The 20,360-nt window shown below is 39.2% G+C and carries 10 protein-coding genes; all 10 read right to left on the reverse strand.

The window, feature by feature from the left end; translation table 11 throughout:
• The 10 genes from C8N46_RS10095 to C8N46_RS10140 all read right to left on the reverse strand — a co-directional run bounded on the left by C8N46_RS10095 (position 1) and on the right by C8N46_RS10140 (position 20,194).
• Positions 1 to 1,290, reverse strand: coding sequence for a glycoside hydrolase family 17 protein (locus C8N46_RS10095; RefSeq protein WP_108114774.1), 1,290 nt, complete (start codon positions 1,288 to 1,290; stop codon positions 1 to 3).
• 11 nt (positions 1,291 to 1,301) lie between these two features.
• Positions 1,302 to 4,721, reverse strand: a complete 3,420-nt coding sequence (locus C8N46_RS10100; protein ID WP_108114775.1) for a hypothetical protein — start codon at positions 4,719 to 4,721, stop codon at positions 1,302 to 1,304.
• 69 nt (positions 4,722 to 4,790) lie between these two features.
• Entirely contained in the window at positions 4,791 to 5,624 is an 834-nt protein-coding gene (locus tag C8N46_RS10105) for a PKD domain-containing protein (RefSeq protein WP_108114776.1), read from the reverse strand.
• 14 nt (positions 5,625 to 5,638) lie between these two features.
• Positions 5,639 to 6,475 (reverse strand): glycoside hydrolase family 16 protein, encoded by an 837-nt coding sequence (locus C8N46_RS10110; RefSeq protein WP_108114971.1) that lies wholly within the window; start codon positions 6,473 to 6,475, stop codon positions 5,639 to 5,641.
• Between the two features lie 19 nt (positions 6,476 to 6,494).
• On the reverse strand, positions 6,495 to 7,955 hold the full coding sequence (locus C8N46_RS10115; RefSeq protein ID WP_108114777.1) for a hypothetical protein: 1,461 nt from the start codon (positions 7,953 to 7,955) through the stop codon (positions 6,495 to 6,497).
• Positions 7,956 to 7,967: 12 nt separating this feature from the next.
• On the reverse strand, positions 7,968 to 11,144 hold the full coding sequence (locus C8N46_RS10120; protein WP_108114778.1) for a glycoside hydrolase family 2 TIM barrel-domain containing protein: 3,177 nt from the start codon (positions 11,142 to 11,144) through the stop codon (positions 7,968 to 7,970).
• Between the two features lie 648 nt (positions 11,145 to 11,792).
• Positions 11,793 to 13,418 carry a glycoside hydrolase family 16 protein gene (locus tag C8N46_RS10125; protein WP_108114779.1) on the reverse strand — a complete coding sequence of 542 codons (1,626 nt, stop codon included), beginning with the start codon at positions 13,416 to 13,418 and terminating at the stop codon, positions 11,793 to 11,795.
• A gap of 11 nt (positions 13,419 to 13,429) precedes the next feature.
• Positions 13,430 to 15,529: a PKD domain-containing protein gene (locus C8N46_RS10130; protein ID WP_108114780.1), complete on the reverse strand. Its 2,100-nt coding sequence runs from the start codon at positions 15,527 to 15,529 to the stop codon at positions 13,430 to 13,432.
• Between the two features lie 26 nt (positions 15,530 to 15,555).
• A complete protein-coding gene (locus C8N46_RS10135) occupies positions 15,556 to 17,022 on the reverse strand; it encodes a RagB/SusD family nutrient uptake outer membrane protein (protein WP_108114972.1) in 1,467 nt (488 codons plus the stop codon).
• Between the two features lie 10 nt (positions 17,023 to 17,032).
• Positions 17,033 to 20,194: a SusC/RagA family TonB-linked outer membrane protein gene (locus C8N46_RS10140; RefSeq protein WP_108114781.1), complete on the reverse strand. Its 3,162-nt coding sequence runs from the start codon at positions 20,192 to 20,194 to the stop codon at positions 17,033 to 17,035.
• Positions 20,195 to 20,360: the final 166 nt, after the last annotated feature.

The raw sequence follows: 20,360 nt of genomic DNA on the forward strand, positions 1-20,360 counted from the left end.
TTAATGGTCTACGACTAGTTTTGCTTTTACTGGTGGTAATTGTACTTCTATCAGAAGTGAGTCTTTATTGCCTTTATAGGTTTTTACGATAGGATTTCCATTGCGCGTAAGTCCTTTAAAGACGCCTTTGTCTACCAAATCCCAAAGCGCATATTTTGCTTTTCCATCGATGGTAAATAATCCAAAATGATTTTCAGAACCGCCAGGATTTCGCGCATCTTTCCATATTTCATCAAAAGCCTCAAAGTAGAAACAAGAGATGTTGTTCTTTTCTGTCCAATCGCGTATGCTGTGATAGTACAACGCTTCCTTGTATTCGTCGGTTGCTTTGCTTCCTGTATCGCCGTAATGTCCGTTGGAATAGGATGCCCAACCTGTTTCACCGATATGAATTGGCTTGTCAACACCTAGACTTTTCATGTACTTATACACACTGTCATATTGTGAAATGGCATATTCTTTTGCCTTTTGCATGGCATAGTCGATTTTTTCCAAGCTTGAGCGTTTTCCATCGTCCACAGTTCCCCAGAATACAGGATTGTAATGTGTATCGTGCATCGGATAGGTGTGCATGGAGATATAATCAACTGCTTTGATGAGTTTGTTTAAGTCTTCTACATGATACAAACTATCGCCTCCGCCCCAAGATGCAAAATTGTCAGAGCTGGTTATCCACAAGTCTTTGTCAAGTTTTCCGTCTTTTTTTAGCTGTTGCAGATGATTCACCCATTTTAAAATGACATCAGGTTGTACATAGTAGCTTGTTGCCCATTTCACCATAGCTTCGTTACCTACGGCTATGATTTTGATAATATCTGGATATTGATTCGCCAATGCGACAGCTCTTTCGATTTCGCCCTCGTTTTGTTCACTTTCCTGATTGTGATCGGGAGTTTGCCCTGTCCAGGCATATTTACAATCAATCCACGCACCCAACATGACATACATCTCAAAATCGTTGTCTTCGTTTTTCAGTTCCCTGATTGCTTTTAAAAGGTTAGCTGCGTGTGGTAGTTGTACATTGTATGTACGCAAAACTCGGATGCCCATCGCATGGAGAATCTTCATATCTTCCTTCAATTCGGCTATGGTAGGTTGTATATCGCGTGTTTTGGCACGATATCCACCGTAAGAAATGGCTACATAGTCTTTATTTCCTAGTATATCTTTCGCTGTCACTGCTTTTTGTGTTAGTTGTTCTGACGAAGCTTTCTTTTTTTGTCCGTTTTCACAAGACACCATTAAGAGCGTTACCATTAGTAATTTAGATATGTGCTTTAACGTTCTCATGATTGCTGTTTTTACTTTAAATGATCTTTTTGGATATGTACATTGATTTGTACAACATCGCCTGAACGATCAAATACTTTTTGACTGGTTGCTGCATCTAAACTTAAACTGTCGAATGTTTGCGTACTTCCGTCAGATAGTTGCACTTCTAAGCCATTGGAATTTGCTATTGTGTATACAATTGGTACTTGACAATAGGTAAAACATAACGAACCTTTCGCAATGGAAAGTTCTTTGGCTTCAGAAGCAATGTTAATGTATTGGAAAGTGCTATTCTTAATCAAAAATTCATCTTTACGCAACATACACGGATCAAAATAGAGTTTTCCTTCATATACAAAAACACCCAATTCGCCAAAACGACTTAGAATGTCTTCTTTTACTTGTCCTGTCATTCCTGGTTGTTGAGCTCCTTTTCCTGCTGGTGTATGCGAGTACGGATCGGTTGGAAATGCACCGTATAATGATGGTGATTTGTGCACGCCAATTCCTTCGTTGATTTCGTAATAGTGTTCTAAAAGTCTGCCCACAATTTCACCACTTTCACTATCGCGAATGGCTTTTAAACAGCATTCTAACACTGCTAATTGCAGTTTGGAAACCATGTGCCAGTAGATAGAACCTAAACCTTCATAGCCATAGAAGGTTCCTGAACGACCTGTAAATGCTTTGTGATTGAATACTTCTTCAAACGTTGCCAATGCATGTTTGCTTTCTGCTTCAACCAAATCGCTGTATTGGGTATTTTTTAATTTGGTAAGCGCTGCTTCTAAATCGCCAGCGTTTTTAAAGTTTCCGTTGAAGTGATATTCGCCGTTGATGTCTTTTGAAACGATGGCGTTATTTCCGTCGTCAAGCAGTTTTGTGAATAGTGTTGATTCATTAATTGCTTTTTGCGGAATGGTATTTCGCTCCATAAAGCCTTTTAGCTCTTTGTTTGGATAGAGCAAGTAACTGTACTGATCTGGTCGGAAGAGTTTGCTACTTTTCAATCCGTCCAACACCGCTAAGGCTTCTTTTGACGAAATGTATCCTGAGCTTAATACAGCAACTTGTCCTTCCAACATTTCATTGAGATACGAAATAGAGATTTCGTTATCATTTTCTACGGTCATTAAGTTGTAGGCGTGATATAAATTGTCATGTCGTTTGTTGGCTTCGATAGAATGTTCTAAATATGCCAAACTTACCGTTACAAACGACTTGATATTTTGAATGGAAACCGTTTCTTTTCTACCTGAAAACGCATGATTGTAGATTTGCTCACGATATTCGCTACCTGCAATTCCCAATCCGTCTAAGACTGTTTTACGGTCTTTGTCGTTTATTTTTCCAGCAAGCACATATTGATTGTCTGTAAGCGTTTTGCTAACTTTTTGGAAAAATGTTGCCAATTCCTTAGAAATTTCAACAGTTTCTGTATCTGCACCTTCAAAAATAGTTTCAAAAAACTTCAAGAAGCGACGCAAATAATATAATGTCACCATCGATACACCATTTCCAACCAACGCATTGTTAGCGTCGTTCCACTCTGGACGTTGTGTGTTCATCCAAATTCCGCCTTCAGGAATAAAGTTGGAGATTTTAGCCAGCGTCGTTGCTAGTATTTTTTCGATAAAGTTTACTTTGACAATGAATCTGTTTTCATCGCGAAGCAACGCGCCATCTGCTCCCAACTCTTCACGATGTTGACGAATTTTATGGTCTAATTCTTCATCAAATTCAATCGTATCTTTTGGATTTTTGAGCAAATCGGCATATTGCTTTATTTTATACGGTACGTTTGCGTACACAAATAAATCTTTCTCAAAGAAGCTTTCCAATCTGCCAGGCTTGTGACTTTCAATGATTTCCAAAAACTTTTGCAGGTAGATGATTTGGTGATCGCCCCAATAACCGATATACGACCAAGGATCGTCTGGTTCGGCAACTTCCCAATCGAAACCGTCTTTTGTCACACGATATGGATTGTATCCGTCAAACGTAGTGGCGTTTAGGAATTTGTGAATCATGCTTTCGATGAATTCTGGATACGAATGTGCCAACGCTTCCCAGTTTTGGAAAATATCGCGCCAGTTTCCTTCATAATCTAGAATTTTAGAACCGTCTTCTTCACTTCGTGTGTTGATGGAGAATTTGTTCCAAGGACGACTTGGATCTCCGTGACGACGACTGAATTTCAACGGCATGTATTCCAAACACAAACGTCTGAAGTTTTTATCATCACTTTCGTACGCTATTTTTTGGATGTCAGCTACAGAGAATTCTTCTGGCAATCCTGCGATGATTGCTTCGGTTGTTCTCGCTACTTTTTTGTTTGCTTTTGCTAGATAGTTTTTGAAATCCCACTTCTCTATTTGATAGTTATTGTCAAAAATTCCGCCACGCATAATGTTAAACAATGTGTTGGCGAAATGACGTGTATCTCTAAATTTATCTGCCGTAAGCTGCATCGCATCGGAAGCGGCATTGAGTGCTAGTAGTTTTTCTGTTCCAGCATCAATAGACGCTTGAATTTTGTCTGCTAAGTCAGCTTCATTGGTAATGCGATGTACCAAAGTAGCAATATCGTCGTGATCTTGATTTACATTGGCAATTGTCATCCAATTGCTACTTTCGTTTGCTTTTAAGTCAATTTTGGTATTGATAAAATACGCACCTTTTTCAGCTTTTACGTCTGTTTCTTGCTGTATTGGCTGTTGCTTTCGGAACGCTTTTAGTTGTAATGACGATAATAAATACGTTGGATTTTTCACTCCTAATGACCAAACTACATTGGCTTTCAGTGCTTCACTTGGTTCTGCTTTGTCTACAATAATCGCGCTCAACGCAAAGATTCCCAAACCTGAGTTTTCTTCTAGTTCTGTGCGTTTGTAGGCATCCACCAAATTACTACTCGCATTTTGTATGTCTGCACCGACACCATACGGCAATACGTTTTGAATTCCGTCCAACACATTTACAGTTACTCCTTCGTCAGCATTGTTGCTTAATTCAGATTTTTTAACAAATCCGAACTCATCACTCGAATTCCACTGATAGCGGAATGTCAATGCCAAATCGTGATTGATTTCTTCGAAGAGAATTTTGTTTCCATAGGTATTTTTATACAAGTTACGCGTAACTTTATACATTCCGTCAAATCGTTCTGAAAACGGTTCCCAATAGTGAGTTTTACCATTTTTTTCAACTTGAAAGATGGATTTACTTCCTGTAATTTCAGTTGATTCAGTGATTTTATCGTCTGTATAATATGGAAATAACGAATATTCTGAGTTTTTACGTCCAGCGGTCAATCCGCCATTGCTAGAGATGAACATCCAGTGATTGGAATCGCTCACAATACTCATAAAAAATGGTCGAATAGTATCGCTATTGGAAATTTTAAAAAAACGTTCGTCGTTTATGTGTACGGTTTCTATTTGAGACATAATTGATTAGGTATCTTTGGTCTTAGTATTAGGTTCGTTTCTATTATTGTGATATAGTGTTGTTAATTTCTATTCTTGCGTGATGTCGTCAAAATAATAAACATCGCCATCACAAGGTGCATTTCGTTCAAAGTAGATAATCACACTTTTAAACGTTCCAGAGTTGACATTGGTAAAGTCGAAACTAAGTTCTTGCCACTCGCCTACTTGCGTGATGCTTGCAATTCGTTCTTGGAAAGGATTTACGTTTGGAAATGGCATAAATTCCAATCGCAGCGTTACGTCCGTGATTTGGTTTTCTGCCAATACTTTCATTTTAAACGTTTTGTTTGTAATGGTTGAAAAATCGAGCGAAGTTGCCAATTCTACACCAACTCCTGACCATGTTTGACAACCTGTAGTTTTGTCATATCTGTAGACAAAACAGCTGTTATTTACATTGTCTAATACAGGGTTTGCCACAATAGCGCCACCAATATCACCAAATGCATCAAAAGCAGCATCGTCATTTAAGAATGTCCAATTTAAGTCGCCATTAGCAGGATTGATGTTTTGCGTTTCTTCATCCACACAGCCATCAATGATAAACGTTTCTTCGTATGTGCTAGATTCTCCTTTGTCGTTGTAAGCCGTTAAAACCACTGTGTAGGTTCCGTTGGAATAGCGTTTTTCTAATTCTTCAAGTGTAGACGTAGTGCCATCACCCAAATCCCATGAATATGAGGTAGCATTGTTAGAAGCATTTACAAATGTGATGGTTTTTGAATTGATTTCAGCAATAAATCTGGCTTCTAGTCCTATTAGTGTTACTCCGCTTTCGTTATCATCTTCACAAGAAGTAAATAAGCTTATACAGCATACTGCGAAAGCGAGAAAGGTTAATTTATATGTTAGAAATTTCATGTTTTACTCTTTTTTTAGTTATAAACTCTTACGTAATCAACAAGCATTCGTTGCGGGAATGTGGTGTTTGCGTCTGGATTTCCAGGCAAGTTTCCGCCGACAGCTACGTTTATGATGATGTAGAAAGGATTGTCAAAAACCCACGTTCCTTCACCGTTCGTATCTTGTGCTATTGTTTCTGGTGTAATGCTTTGGTACAATACATCATCTACATAGTAATTGATGATGGTTGGACTCCACTCAATACCAAAAACATGAAATTCAGTGTCAAATCTGCTGCTAGCCAATTCATATTTTTTTGTGATGGATTCCGCTCCTGAAAAATTTGGTCCGTGCGCACTACCAAAAACAATGGTTGGCTCGTCTCCTACATTTTCCATGATGTCAATTTCGCCACAAGCTGGCCACGGATTTTGGTCACAATTGTTTCCTAAGAGCCAAAATGCTGGCCATAGTCCTTTCCCTTGCGGTAAACGAATTCGCGCTTCAAAACGTCCGTATTGTTGCTCAAAGAGTCCTTCTGTTTTGATTCTTGCAGAAGTATACCCACCTGAACCATTTTCTCTAGCTGTAATTACTAAAAGTCCGTTTTGCACTTCTACATTTTCAGCATTACTCGTGTACACTTGTAGTTCGTTATTTCCCCAACCTGGCAATCCTTCTTGCGAACCATCGCCTACATCGTATGTCCATAAACTTGGGTCTGGCGCGCCGTCAACATCAAACTCATCTGCCATGATTAGATTCGTTTTGGTCACCACGGTTTGCGTTTCGTCTGCTTCACAACTCACAAAAGCAATACTTGAAATGAGCGTCAGCGCTAGTATAGTATGTTTGATTAATTTTTTCATGTATTCAATTTTTGAGTTCTTAATAGAAATAGATATTGTCAACTAGGAATGATGCTCCGTTTGAAGAAACAAAAACGATGTACCCAATATTCGCCAAGTTAGGATTTCCAGATCCGCCACCACCTGTTGGCAATGTAAAGGCACTTAGTGGAATGTCAATTCCAACCCATTGTCCTTGAATTAATTGGCTACTTACGTTGAATCCTCCGGCAGAACCGTCACCAAAACCATTGTCTGTATCGTCAGGTCCAAAATCGATAAGTTCCATCACCAATGCTGAGCCCGCCGCACTTGTTAGTTGAATGTCTACGTGTACCATTGTTTCTCCGGTTACGTTTACAGTTCCGTCCCAACCAATTCCTATAAAGTCAATTCCTTCATAGCGCACATGATTGTTTCCGTCAAAGGTTTGTACCGAAATGTTTTCTGTATTTGAACCTGCAAAAACACCTGGATCGAATCCGTTGACACTTACATACGAGTCACTGTAGATTGAAATGACATCTGCTTCTGCCTGCGTTGGAACTGGTGCATTTACAAATGCTCCCGAAGATGTGATTTCTAACGAACCATTTGCTTGTTGATTCCCAATACTTCCTGTGATTGTTGCCACACCAGAGCCAATAACATTTACATTGCCAAAAGTATCTACTGTAGCAACTGAGTTGTTTGAAGAAGCAAATTCAAAATATGCTATGGCTGCATTTACAGATACATTTTGTCCATTGGCAAGATTGAACGTTGCGCCCAATCCGTCAATGGCTTGCATGTAGCCTGTGAAATTGTCAATGGCAACATCTTCTCCATTGAGAATGTACGGAAATAGCAAGCTTGTTGTGCCTAATTTTTCAAATCGTAATTCGTCAATCCAAAAAGTATATCCGATGTTATCGCTGAAAGAATCAGCAATCGCTGGATTGTCATTTCCTAGCGGATCAAATGAACCTGCTGAGAATAGGAACATTCCTCTTTCTTGGGTTAATTTGGAAGCATCTGGAATTGGAATCACATATTTTGACCACCCGCTTGTCAATTGAATTTCTGTTGATACAGGATATAGGTTTGTTTCAAAATCGGTTCCGAAACCAACAGTTACATTTCCCGTTAAGGTTCCTTTTGCCCAAAAAGTCAATGCGTCATAGCCTGATAAATCTCTACCAGCGCCACGATCTCTAAAGATTCCACCAATAAAACCACCATCTGGGTCACTTGGACTTGGCACGTCAATTCGAATAGAAGTTGAACCTTCATAGGCTTCGTTTTCGTCCGTTCCAAAACCATTAGGATTGGCTCCCACCGCAGGATCAAATGATTCGAAGAATGCATCTGTAAGTCCCACTGGAGTATCCGTAAAAATGTCTGGTGTATTTGGGAATGATGCTAATACGGCATCATCCGATATTTCTCGTTCACAACTTACGGTTAGCGCAATTGCCAATCCTGCAAGCAGTGTATTTTTTATATATGTAAATGCTTTCATTGTACTAGCTTATTATTTTCCGATGTTGATGTGTATGTAAGTTCTAATTTCCCATTCGGTACCATTGTCAAATCCGACAGGACTTAGAATTGGTACGTTTGAAAATTGTCCAGCTGTTGCATTTGGAGCGTATCGTGGAGAAAACTCGTTTAGCGAACGCCATGTTCCACGAATTCCGATGCGAGTACTTGGCAAAATGAACCAATCTGGTTTTCCGAGTGATGTAGAAACGTCTAACATCAACTGTGTTGGATATGTTAGGTTAAAATCTCTATGGTAATCAAATGGTCCCCAATCATTGATTTTTACGTGTGATTCTACTTTTATATTCTTGTAAATCATTCTGATATCACCTCCAAAACGCTTGATGAGTCTGTTGCTATCACCATTTGCCTGTCCGTTTCCGTAGTAGAAGTTACCAATGATTCCTAAATCTGGAGATACTTTGGATACCATACGGGAGTTGATTTCCCATAAATCTTCCGCAGGAACTGTATTTGGAAATGCAAAGAATTGACGATTTGCGTTGAAACCAATGTGTGCATCTTGCTGTGTTGGCAAGTGGCGGAATACAAATCCTAAGTTGGCAGCAAATTTTGCATCTTCTGCTCTGTCATTGTTCCACTCATACATCCAAGTTCCAGGTGTTGGATCATACGTGATTAAAATTTCACCTGCTGTAGTTTCACGATTTCCACCGCGTACCGCAAATGGATCATCAATTACATTACGAAGTCTCGCCGGTGCTGGCGCATCCGTAGGAATTGCTTCTACTAATGGTTTTTGGTACATGAAGTTTGGCGCAATTTGGAAATCTCCAAACGTATATGTGAAACCAGATAAGAAGTTGGTCATGTTTCCACTTCCTGAGTCTCTTAATCGCCATCCTGTAAAAGTTTGTGTTTGGTCAGCACCACCATTAGCAACTAATCCCATTACAGAACCTTGTGCATACCAATTGAAACGTCCACCTTGATAGGTAATTTTTGCTTTTGCTCCCCAGTTGTCACTAGATTTTACTTTGTCTTGTACAACAACGTAATTTCCTGACGAACCAGCCACATCTTGATAGGTACTTCCATTTAAAGGACTTCCTGCCCAGATACCTCCAAGTTGCAACCCAAATTTACCAAAATCACGTTCTACAGCTAACGTAGCGCGTTCCATTGGCCACGGTGGAATTACACCACTTCGCAATTGATTTTCATCTAAAACACGACGTCCTGTCTCATCAAACGTTAAATCGGTTTCAAAATCTCTGTGATAAATTCCTGTTACGTCCCAACCTTTGATGTTTCTTGAGTATTTGAATAACATTGTTGGATTGGCACCCCACCATAATTGTGGACCAAACGCTGCTTTTGCGCCATTTAATGCACCTTTACCGTCTACTTCGAAACCTAGAATTTCACCTCCGTAGATGTCTAAGTTTGGACCATAGTTGGCTTCTGGGTAAAGTCCGAAGAAATCACCTTCGTATCCCCAATGATAGTGTCCTGTTCGATAGAATCCTCGTAAATCGAAATCTTTCGCTTTCCATTCAAATTCAGCTTGGTACACATTGACGCGGTTGTTATCGTTGAGTACCACTTCATTTCCACTAGCATCCGTAATTGTTACTGGACGCGCTCGGTTTTCATAGAAAATTTCATTGATAGGATTTTCAGCTACTTTTCCAATCACGTTCATAACTACATTGGCTCTCATGTTTGGCGCAGGATTTCCTTCTACACCAATAAAGTACGATTGCATGTGATCGAATCCCAATTGATTTGGAAAATCATTTGAATCTGGATCAGGATTGTCTGGTGTTGTGATTAAGCTTCCTCCTGTATTGAAGGTTGTAAATTCTGCTCTCAACTGACTTACGCGTATTTTTTGACTGCTTCCGCCGCCCATCGCTGCTTGGTCTCCTCTAGCTTTGAGCACCGCATCCATAATTTGAATGTTGTCAAAGTAATTTTCTACAAACTTTTTGGTAACTCCTTGTGCGTACGGATCTAGTTGATGTGCTTCTTTTAATGCATAATATGCTGCACGTGGATAGAGTGTGTATAATCCTCTCGCATTTGTTGGTCCTTTGGCACAAACGCCAAACCATTCTTCGTTCATGTTATTGTCTGTTGATTTTTCTTGGTCTCTAGAGTATCCTCCGTTTGGCCAAGAAGCATTGTTATCATGAACGTCTAAGTTTTCTGTTTGCTTGTATTTCCACCATCCGTCAGAGAATTGGAAGGTAAAACCTCCTAAAGAGTTTTGTGCGCCACCAACTCCAGCAGCATTTGCATAAATTTCTTTCCAGTTTCCTGTCATGTAGTATGCTTGCGAGTATTGATCTTCTTGATTGTCTCTCGCATTGAAAGCATCAGCACCAAATTCTGCAAATAGAATCGGCATGTCTAATTCGTCTTTTACTCGTTGAAATGCATCGCCAAAAGAGATTCCGCGATACATGTTTGTACCATAGATATCAACGTCTGTACATTCTTCTTTTACCAAATCAGCATATAATAAGTCTCCATTACAGATGGCTATTGGATGCGACGAATCAATTTTCTTTACTTCGATAGCCGCGTCATTGAATGCTTTGTAGAGTGCACGTGCGGCTTTTATTTTTTCAGAATCGACTCCTTCAATTGGAATTGCTTCTGTTTCTGCACCAGTCCATGATAAGTGGTAGTTGTTTTCATTTCCAATCATGTATAAGAGTAATCCTGGTGTGTTTTTGTAGGTATTTGCCATGTCGATGGCTTCTTGCATTAATACCTCTCGGGTTGCAGGATCGGCATAATCCGTTTGCGGTGTCCATGCGCCGTTGATGGTAAGTCCATACGCACCAAACGTAATGTTCAACATGGTATAGATGCCGTAGTTTTCATAGATATACGTAATCCACTTTGGTGGTAAGTTATACGTTCTAATGGCGTTTACGCCCATGTTTTTGAGTAGTAGCATTTCAGCATCTAGAGCAGATTTGATAACATCGTCCGATCGGTTCCATATTCCAGGATCGGTAATGGTTGAACCTATTGGCACGTAGTCCCAGTTCATACCATTGATCATAAAATCTTTTCCATTCACTACTAATTTCATTCCTTGATCCGATTTCTGAACAGTTACATTATCTGCTTGCGAAAACATAGATGTCGTTAAAAAAATCAGTGCTAACGTTAGAAAGGTTTTTTTCATCTGTTTGTTTTTAGTTTGTTAATTAGGTCAGATGGAATTCGCTTAGAATCTATTTTGTGAATTACGAAGGTGATTCTGCTCATTTCATTGCTTTTTTAATTTACATTGGTTTGGTATGGTAGCGTAATTCACTATGTTTTTTATGTTTTCTAAATCTATATATAATTATTATGGAATTGTAAATTTATACTACAACAAAAAACATACATCTCAATAATAAGATGTTAATTTTATATTTTTTTCAATATAGTTAGCCTGTTTTTGCAGGATTCACAATATTTTCAGATGAACCTTTTTTTAAAACATTATAGCAACAACAGTTGATTTTTACTGCATGTTGTGGTAATGTTGTAGTGATTTGAAAGCTTTTCTAGTATCTATTTTTAAACAATTTTATAGTTTTCTTGCTTTTTCACTTTTTTAAACTGTGAAACGAAATCGATATCGAAATATGGAATTCGCATTTTTTAGGTGTAGATTTTAGTAATATGGTGTGTTAATGTCTTAAAGATTGTAAAATTTATTAAGGTATCCTAATTTTAAAAAACTAATTTTTACAATTGTTTATTTGTAATGTTAGTTCTTTTCAAGCTTGAAAAGAACTAACATTTACAAGTTGTATAGCTGTATTCAATAAATTTTCAATGCTTATTGATACACTCTTACATAGTCAATTTCCATTGTATCTTGCGTAAAATTAGGATCAATATCTCCTCCTAAGGTTCCGCCCATGGCAACATTTAAGATTAAGAAGAAATCTCCGTTGAAAGGCAATGTAACATTGTTATCTACCGTATGATATACAAATCCATCTACTAAAAATGTGATGGTTGTATCGGTCCATTCAACTGTGTAATTGTGAAATTCGGAAGTAGATGTTGGCAAGGCTGTCGTAGAAGAATCTCCAGCACCTGGAGAAACTCCTGGATGATGTACCGTTCCAAGAACCGTGTTTTTGTCTTGTCCTTTTTGCTCCATAATATCAATTTCTCCGCAAACTGGCCAACCTACCGTGTCAAAATCGGCTCCGAGCATCCAAATTGCTGGCCATGTTCCTTGTGATGCAGGCAATTTGGCACGCACTTCTACTCTACCATAGGTAAATTCATAAAGGTTTTCCGATTTTATACGTGCAGACGTGTAGTTGTCTCCAGCTTCTTTGATAGCAGTTATTTTTAACATACCATCTTCCACAATAACGTTGTTTGCATTGTTTGTATAGTTTTGCACTTCTTCATTTCCCCATCCGCCATCGCCGAGGTCGTATGTCCAGTTGTTAGCATCTGGCGCTCCAGCAACATCAAAGTTATCTTCCCAAACTAAGTTGTTATACTGCGTTTGGAAATCACTTGAAGAAGGTTCTGCCGATGTAATGATAAACCACCAATCAAATTCGCCGTTTCCGTCTGTAGTTCTTAGTATCAATTCATTTGGGACAGAGCGATCAAAGATTTCGTAATTGTGTGTTCCTCCTGTGTAATACCCGATAAATCCATTTCCTGTAAGGCTAATCGTTTCTACACCTCCTGGCGCGATTAATGCCCAACTTTCTTGGAAATCATTGTAAGGAAGGTTTTCAATATCAGAACCGTCAACAGTTCCACCAGAAGCGCCTAGTTCGTCTATCAAATTGATACGACCAAATACTGTTCCTGTTGGATCTTCTCCGCCTTCGTCATTGGTATTATCCGTAACAAATGTAAATGTTCCATCTGCGCTGAAGATGTATCTATCATCGTACATTCCTACATCTGCTTTTTCATCAGGTTGCGCTCCATACCATTCGGTTGGAATGCTTCCACCGACAGGTCCTAATCCGAAGTGACCTGCTTGCTCAGATTTGATTCTCCATGTTCTAGAACCGTTACCAACTAATTTTTCTATCAATTCTGCAGGAGGTGCGTACGTTGCTAATACATCTACTGTTATTGTAGTTGATGTAGAATTTCCACCTGTTCCATACGCTACAACATTAACAGTGTATGTATTTACGCCTAATTCAGAGAAAATAAACGACGCTGTTCCTGTTGCGGCTGTTTGTTGATTGGCTCCATAAATAAATCGGTAGGAAATGGCATCATCTGCAGTAGCGCTAAAATTAACAACACCACTTCCATCACCATTCGGATTGTTTGCATCTTGTCCAACAATGGTTGCCGTTACTTGCAAATTTGTTGGCGTTAATAAGTCTCCTACAGTTGCCTCATCTTGACAGCTTACTGTAAACAGTACGACCGCAAGTAAGGATGTAAGTATATATTTTATGTTTTTCATCGTTTTCTGTGTTAATTTTTAATTAGCTTAAATGTCCAGAATACACCAGCACCAGCTTCTATTTGTACTGTAATCGTATTATCGTCAATAAAGGTGATATCGTACGTAATTGAGCTTGGCGCATCTGCTGGATTTGAAAGTTCGCCGGCATTATTCGCTTTTGGAATTCCCAAATACGCTCCTGTTCCGTTGAGCGTTACCGTTCCTGAAGTGTCATCGTACACGTAGGTTGCTGCGGCAGATCCGTCATGTGGTGCTACTGGCGTTCCACAAGCGTCGCCACTTCCGCTTTGCCATCCTTCAATCCAAGTATCCATTCCTAGTACATTACTGAAAGATCCGTCTGCATTAAACACATATTCGTCGTCGTAGAAACAAGCTCTTTCTGTTACTTGTGCATCACTGATAGCAAACCAATCGCCTGAACCTGCTGTTGGTCCTACTGCTAATGAACCTGCTTCTGGAGCAATACTCCATGAACCTACTAATGGTGAACTTGGTACATCGCCTTCACGAACTAATTTGAACGTCCAGAATACACCTGAACCTGCTTCAATTTGAACGGTCATATTGTTGATATCGTCTAATGTGACATTGTATGTGATAGAACTTGGCGCATCTGCTGGGTTTGAAAGTTCTCCCGAGTTATTTGCTTTTGGTAAAGCGATGTATGCTCCTGTTCCGTTGATTGTAACTGTTCCTGCCGTTTCATCATACGTGTAGGTTGCTGCTGCAGATCCGTCATGCGGAGCTATCGGTGTTCCGCAAGCATCGCCACTTCCGCTTTGCCAACCTTCAATCCAAGTATCCATTCCTAATACATTGCTAAACGATCCATCAGTTCCGAAAACATAGGTATCATCGTAATAACAAGCTCTTTCTGCTACTTGTGCATCACTGATAGAGAACCATTCTCCAGAACCTGGTGTTGGTCCTACAGCTAACGATCCTGCTACTGGAGCCACTTTCCATGTTCCTGCAATGGTTGGTGCTTGTGTTGGTTGCTTGTAGAAATAAATATTGTCAATAAATACCGTTCCTTGCGCCCATGGCGTTCCTACAAATTTTAATTGAAAGATTTCATTGACTGATAATCCTTGATCAACATATTCTGCAATTGGAATTTCGATAGTTGTCCATGAATCTGCTGTTAATGGTCGCGTTACTGGCGCTTCTGTTGTTGCTGACGGACTGTTGATGAGTGATACTTCTAAATCAGTTACTACATCCGCTGTCCATACATCTAAGTGTAAAAATTCCATGCCTGAAACATCAATCGTTGTTCCGTCTGCCAACGCAATCCCTTGATAACTGATGTTGATGTATTGAAGTATTTGGTCGCCATTCAAATCGTACATTGCCCAGCTACTTCCTTGTCCGCCTTGTCCCCAATCTGGGAAGTAGTTAGTTCCTGGCACATCGTCGTACGCACTGCTAAATATAGAAATAACGTCTTCTGCTGCTCTAGCAGGTTGTGCTGGCGCAGATGCTATTGGCGCTACGATTGCTGTTACTTCAAAATCTTCTGTATAGGTAGTGGTTTCAATTGCTCCACCCATCGCTACTACTGTAATCGTATAAATCCCTGGTTCGTCGTAGATGTACGAAATGGTTTCTCCGATGTTTCCTGTTACAGGCTCACTTCCGTCTCCAAAATTGATTTGGTTACTCATAGCGAAATCCGCTGTAGCGGTAATGTTTACCTGCTTAGATACGCCTGGATCATTTTCAATAGTTACTACTAAGTTTTGCGGTGCAATGAATGATACGACGATTTGCTGCGTCAGCGTTGTAGTGTCGCCATTTAATGCTTTTGCTGTTAAAGTAACATCATACGTTCCTTCTGCGTATGTGTGTTCTACAAAACTTCCTGGAGCTATGCCTGTTACGGCGTCTGAGCCATCTCCGAAGTTTAAGTTATAGGTAGTAACTCCTTCGCCAAGTGGCGTGATTTTTACCAGACCTGTATTGTCTTGTGTAATTTCTGTGAGTAAGGACAGATTTGTAGGCGCGTTAACGGTATCTACAAAGTCCAAGTTTTCGTCGTCATCGCAACTGAAGACAATCAGCGCGATAAGACAGATACTGAATACATATTTTATTGCTTTCATATTGTATGTTTTCTTTTTTCTAGCGATTAATATCCTGCATTTTGCTGCCAACGATTTCCTGCCAATTCAATTTCGATTCGTGGAATTGGAAATATTTCGTTTTTCCCTGGCGTAAACCCTGGAATAGTACTTGTTTCTCCTGTTCTAACTTGATCGAAGAAACGATGTCCTTCGCCTGCTAGCTCTCTTCTTCTTTCTGCTAATACGTTTTCTAACGTTGCTGTAATTCGATTGTTGGTATTTCCAAAAGCTCTATCGCGAATCGCATCTAAGAATGTTTGCGGATTGGCAATTGGTGCTGGCGCACGCAAGTTGGCTTCAGCTGCCATTAATAGTACGTCTGCATAACGAATAGCTCTGTAGTTGTTACTACGGTTGATGTTTGCATCTTGAATTACGTTGTCATTCGCATACGGAATGTATTTTAGGTTGAAGTATCCTGTATGCTCAGAACCTTCTGTAAAGGTTACATCTGGACGTTCTACTACAAATGCATTGATGTCTAATACCGTAGCTGCCAAACGCGAATCTCCAGATTGGTATAAGTCTACCACATCTTGTACAGGCACGTTGAAACTGAAACCTGAAGCATACGGACTAAAGTTTCCACTTTGAAAACGTGGTCCCATAAATCCTACGGCAACATTTCCTTCTACACATTGAAAACAACCGAAACTTGCTCCTTCTTGCGTACCTGAGTATTGAATTTCAAATACAGATTCTGAGTTGTTTTCGTTGTTGTTTAGGAAGATTGTATTAAAATCTTGTACCAATTGATATTGTCCAGAGTTAATAACTTCATTAAAAGCTTGTGCTGCTTCTGTAAATTTTTCTTGGTAGAGATAGATTTTACCAAGCAATGCCCACGCAGCTCCTTTGGTTGCGCGCCCTGGTTGTGTTTGCGTCCAAGGTAAGTTTGGAATGGCATTCATCAAATCTACTTCTATTTGTAAATAGACATCTTCTTTTGGTGTTCTGTCAATCGATTGTGTTTCTTCGATGGTGATTCTTCTGTCGGTGTACATTGGAACATCTCCAAAGAATTTTACCAATTCAAAGTAATAGTACGAGCGTAAGAATAGATTTTCTGCTAATAGTTGCTCTTTTCCATCAAAGTCTAGATTGTCTTGAAATTCTACAATATAGTTTGCACGACTGATTCCTGCATACATCCACTGAAATACGTTTCGCAACGCACCATTATCTGGTGTATGAATCATGTCGTCAATTTGTTGCCAATCGAGAACATCTGTAGGATTTTCTCCTCCACAGAGACTGTTATCAGAGGCAATTTCACCCAAAATATTATTCAAATACGTTGTAGAGAGTAAATCGTACACACCTACAAGTGCATCTTGATAGTTTTCTGGAGTGTTGAAAAAGTTTTCGGTGTTTTCTTGCCCTGGCGGCAATATTTCTAAGTAATCATCACAAGATTGTATGCTCATAATGATTAGCAGTGCGGCTGCTAGTTTTGTTATCTTATTATACATAGTGATGTGTTTAGAATGATACATTGATTCCTGTTGTAAATGTTCTTGCTAATGGATATTGCCCTAAATCAACTCCTGCTGCTAATGGATTGGCATTGTTGACATCTGGGTTGTATCCACGATATTTTGTAAACGTATACAAGTTGTTAACACTGAAGTACAGTCGGAAGCGATCTAAGTGAATTTTTTCTAAGATTTCGCTTGGCAACGAGTACCCAATTTGAATGTTTTGTATACGTAAGTATGATCCATCTTCTACAAAGAAGTCTGAGAATAAACGGTTGTTAGACGCATTTGTAGAAGCTCTTGGTACAGAGTTCGACGTTCCTTCGCCTGTCCAACGATCTAAGTATAGTGTTGGTTTGTTACTGTATGTTAAGAAACGCTCATAACTTCTTGCAATGTCATTTCCGATAGAAGCGTATAATGACGTACCAAAGTCAAATTGTTTGTAATTTAAGTTTAAGTTGAAGCCCATGGTAAAGTCTGGAATTGGATTACCAATCATCGTTTGATCGTCTTCACTTCCAAATTCAATGACGCCATCACCATCCACATCTACGTAACGAATGTCTCCTGGTTGCGCACCTGGTTGTGCTGCATGCGCATCAATTTCTGCTTGATTTTGGAAGATTCCGTCTGTTTGTAATCCCCAAAAAGCACCAATTGGTAAGCCCGATTGGAAACGCGAGGTTGTTTGATTCAAATCGAATAAACCTCCTGGCAAGAATCCTGCGGCATTGTTTACTTCAATGGCTTCGTTGTCGATACTTGTTAGGTTGTACCCAACTTGAATGCTGAAATCGTCAGAGAAATCGTGAGAGAAGTTGATACTTAAATCCAATCCTCTGTTTTCTACGATTCCCGCATTTACGACTGGCGCTGAACTTCCTCCAGCACTTGTTCCTAATAACGCAGATACTTCTGGCACTAATAACAAGTCTTCCGTACGTTTTTTATAGTAATCGACAGTTACGTTTAATTTACGATCAAATAAGCTCATATCCAAACCAATGTTGGTTTGTTTCGTAGTTTCCCACTGTAAGCTAGGGTTTGAGAGTGCTCCAATGGCATTTCCAAACGATAATACATCGCCAAAAGGATAGGTTGCTTCGGCATTGGCTCCTTGTAACAATCCTAACCAACGATAACTACCAATTCGGTCGTTACCTGTGATTCCCCAGCTTCCTCTTAGTTTTAAGTTGTCGATGATGCTTGATTTGAAGAATTCTTCTTGCGAAACAATCCAACCTCCAGATAATGATGGAAAATATCCTACACGATTGTTTGGTCCGAAACGCGTAGAAGCATCACGACGTAACATTGCTGAAAATAAATACTTTCCTTGATAATCGTATTGAACTCTACCAAAGATAGAATATAAACGATCTTCTCCAATACCTGTTGTTGGACTTAGCGTTTGTTGAATGTCATTTGGATCGCCGTTTGGCGTATCGTCATCATCAATGATAAATGATTGTGTATTGCTTAAATAGGCATTGCTCCACTCGTCTGGTCCGTTTACTAAGAAACCTGTTGCGAAGAATCCGTCGTATTGGAAACTTTGTAAGGATGTTCCTAGTAATCCATCAAAGTTGTGATCTCCGAAGGATTTTTTGTAGTTGATGAAACTTTCCCAAGTGTAATCAAAGAAGTTTTGCACGTTTTCACCTACCAAACTGTACACATCTCTATCGCCATCATCATTCGTATCTAATACAAATTGGTTGTTGGTTACATTTACTGTGTTTTGCACTTTGTTTGGTCCGTAGTATTGCAATGGAATGTAAAAACGGTTGACAACATCCGCATAGTTAAAGTTGAAACGCGATGTCGCTTGTAAATCTGGAATAATTTCATATTGCAATTCTAACTTTCCTGTGAAACGATTTGTTTTTGTTTCGTTGAAGGTATTGTTGATTACCGCAAAAGGGTTAATGATTTCAATTCCTTGCTCAGAGCCAATATATGAGAATCCGCGCGAAGGACCGCTTCCGTCAGTTCCGTCAAATATTGGTGTTAATGGTGAAGCATTTGCTCCATAATATAATATAGAACCACGTCCACCTTCTGGAATTCCTCTTCTTTTTACATTTGTATATAGAAGTAAGGTGTTTAATTTTAAATCTTCTGTCAAGTTGATACTTAAGTTATTTTTAAGCGTCCAACGTGTAAAGTTTGATTTTTCACTCGCAATGATACCATCTTGTCCTAAATAACCTCCACTAATTCCATAAGTGATGTTTTCTGAACCTCCAGACGCACTTAAACTGTGACTGAATAATGGCGCTGTCGTAAACAATTCATCTTGCCAATCAGTTCCTACACCTAAAGTGGAAAGGTTTGGATATGGCAACGGATTTCCATCTGCAATTTCAGTTTCATTGACATATACTCCATATTCTGTAGCATTCATTAAATCTAACGTATTAGATGTTTCCTGTACAGCATAGAAAGAGTTGTAATTGAATTTTGTTTTTGATTCTCTACGTCCGCTTTTCGTGGTGATTAAGATAACTCCATTAGAAGCTTGCACACCATATATAGCAGAACTGGCATCTTTAATGACATCTAGTTTTTCAATATCATTTGGATCAATCACACTTAAATCATCTCCAACATTGACACCATCTACAATAATTAACGGATTGTTGTTTCCATTAGATGTAATACCACGAATACGAATGTTGAGTGCCGCACCTGGCGAACCCGAAGTAGCATTTACTTGTACTCCCGAAGCCGATCCCTGTAGTGCTTCTTCCACTCGCACAGGGTTACGCTCTAAAATTTCTTCCGATTCTACCGAAGAAAAAGCTCCTGAAACCAATTCTTTTCGTTGTGAACCATATCCAATAACGACTACAGACTCTAGCGCTTCTGCATCTTCTTTTAAGACTATGGTTAGTTCTTTACTTGAGGTTATGACAACTTCTTGAGTTGCATATCCAACGGAAGAAAATACAATTGTACTTCCGCCAGGAACATTTTTCAGACTGAAATTTCCATCAAAATCAGTGGACGTTCCTTTTGAAGTGTTTTTCAGTAAAACGGTAACTCCAGGTAGTGGCATTTGACTGCCATCTTCTACTACTTTCCCTTTTACTTCAAACTCTTGCCCAAAGCTCCATATCGAGGAGAGCATGAAAGCAAGGATGATAACATAACGGTTCATATGGTTAATTTTTTAATTCGAGGCAATTTATCCACAATTGCTAACGAATCCTTAAAAAACACCTATACAAAAAACATACATGTTAATTTTTAGTTGCTATTTTTAAATAATTGTTAAGAAAACCCCTTTGTTTATACGTTATTCACAATAGTCTTGTTTTTGAAAA

Origin of the sequence: Kordia periserrulae, from assembly GCF_003054265.1 — a bacterium.
GTDB lineage: Bacteria > Bacteroidota > Bacteroidia > Flavobacteriales > Flavobacteriaceae > Kordia > Kordia periserrulae.

Coding starts and splice junctions, on each gene's coding strand:
- C8N46_RS10125 (WP_108114779.1), bottom strand. CDS start 13,418: ATGAAAAACATAAAATATATACTTACATCCTTACTTGCGGTCGTACTG.
- C8N46_RS10105 (WP_108114776.1), bottom strand. CDS start 5,624: ATGAAATTTCTAACATATAAATTAACCTTTCTCGCTTTCGCAGTATGC.
- C8N46_RS10140 (WP_108114781.1), bottom strand. CDS start 20,194: ATGAACCGTTATGTTATCATCCTTGCTTTCATGCTCTCCTCGATATGG.
- C8N46_RS10120 (WP_108114778.1), bottom strand. CDS start 11,144: ATGAAAAAAACCTTTCTAACGTTAGCACTGATTTTTTTAACGACATCT.
- C8N46_RS10095 (WP_108114774.1), bottom strand. CDS start 1,290: ATGAGAACGTTAAAGCACATATCTAAATTACTAATGGTAACGCTCTTA.
- C8N46_RS10130 (WP_108114780.1), bottom strand. CDS start 15,529: ATGAAAGCAATAAAATATGTATTCAGTATCTGTCTTATCGCGCTGATT.
- C8N46_RS10135 (WP_108114972.1), bottom strand. CDS start 17,022: ATGTATAATAAGATAACAAAACTAGCAGCCGCACTGCTAATCATTATG.
- C8N46_RS10115 (WP_108114777.1), bottom strand. CDS start 7,955: ATGAAAGCATTTACATATATAAAAAATACACTGCTTGCAGGATTGGCA.
- C8N46_RS10110 (WP_108114971.1), bottom strand. CDS start 6,475: ATGAAAAAATTAATCAAACATACTATACTAGCGCTGACGCTCATTTCA.
- C8N46_RS10100 (WP_108114775.1), bottom strand. CDS start 4,721: ATGTCTCAAATAGAAACCGTACACATAAACGACGAACGTTTTTTTAAA.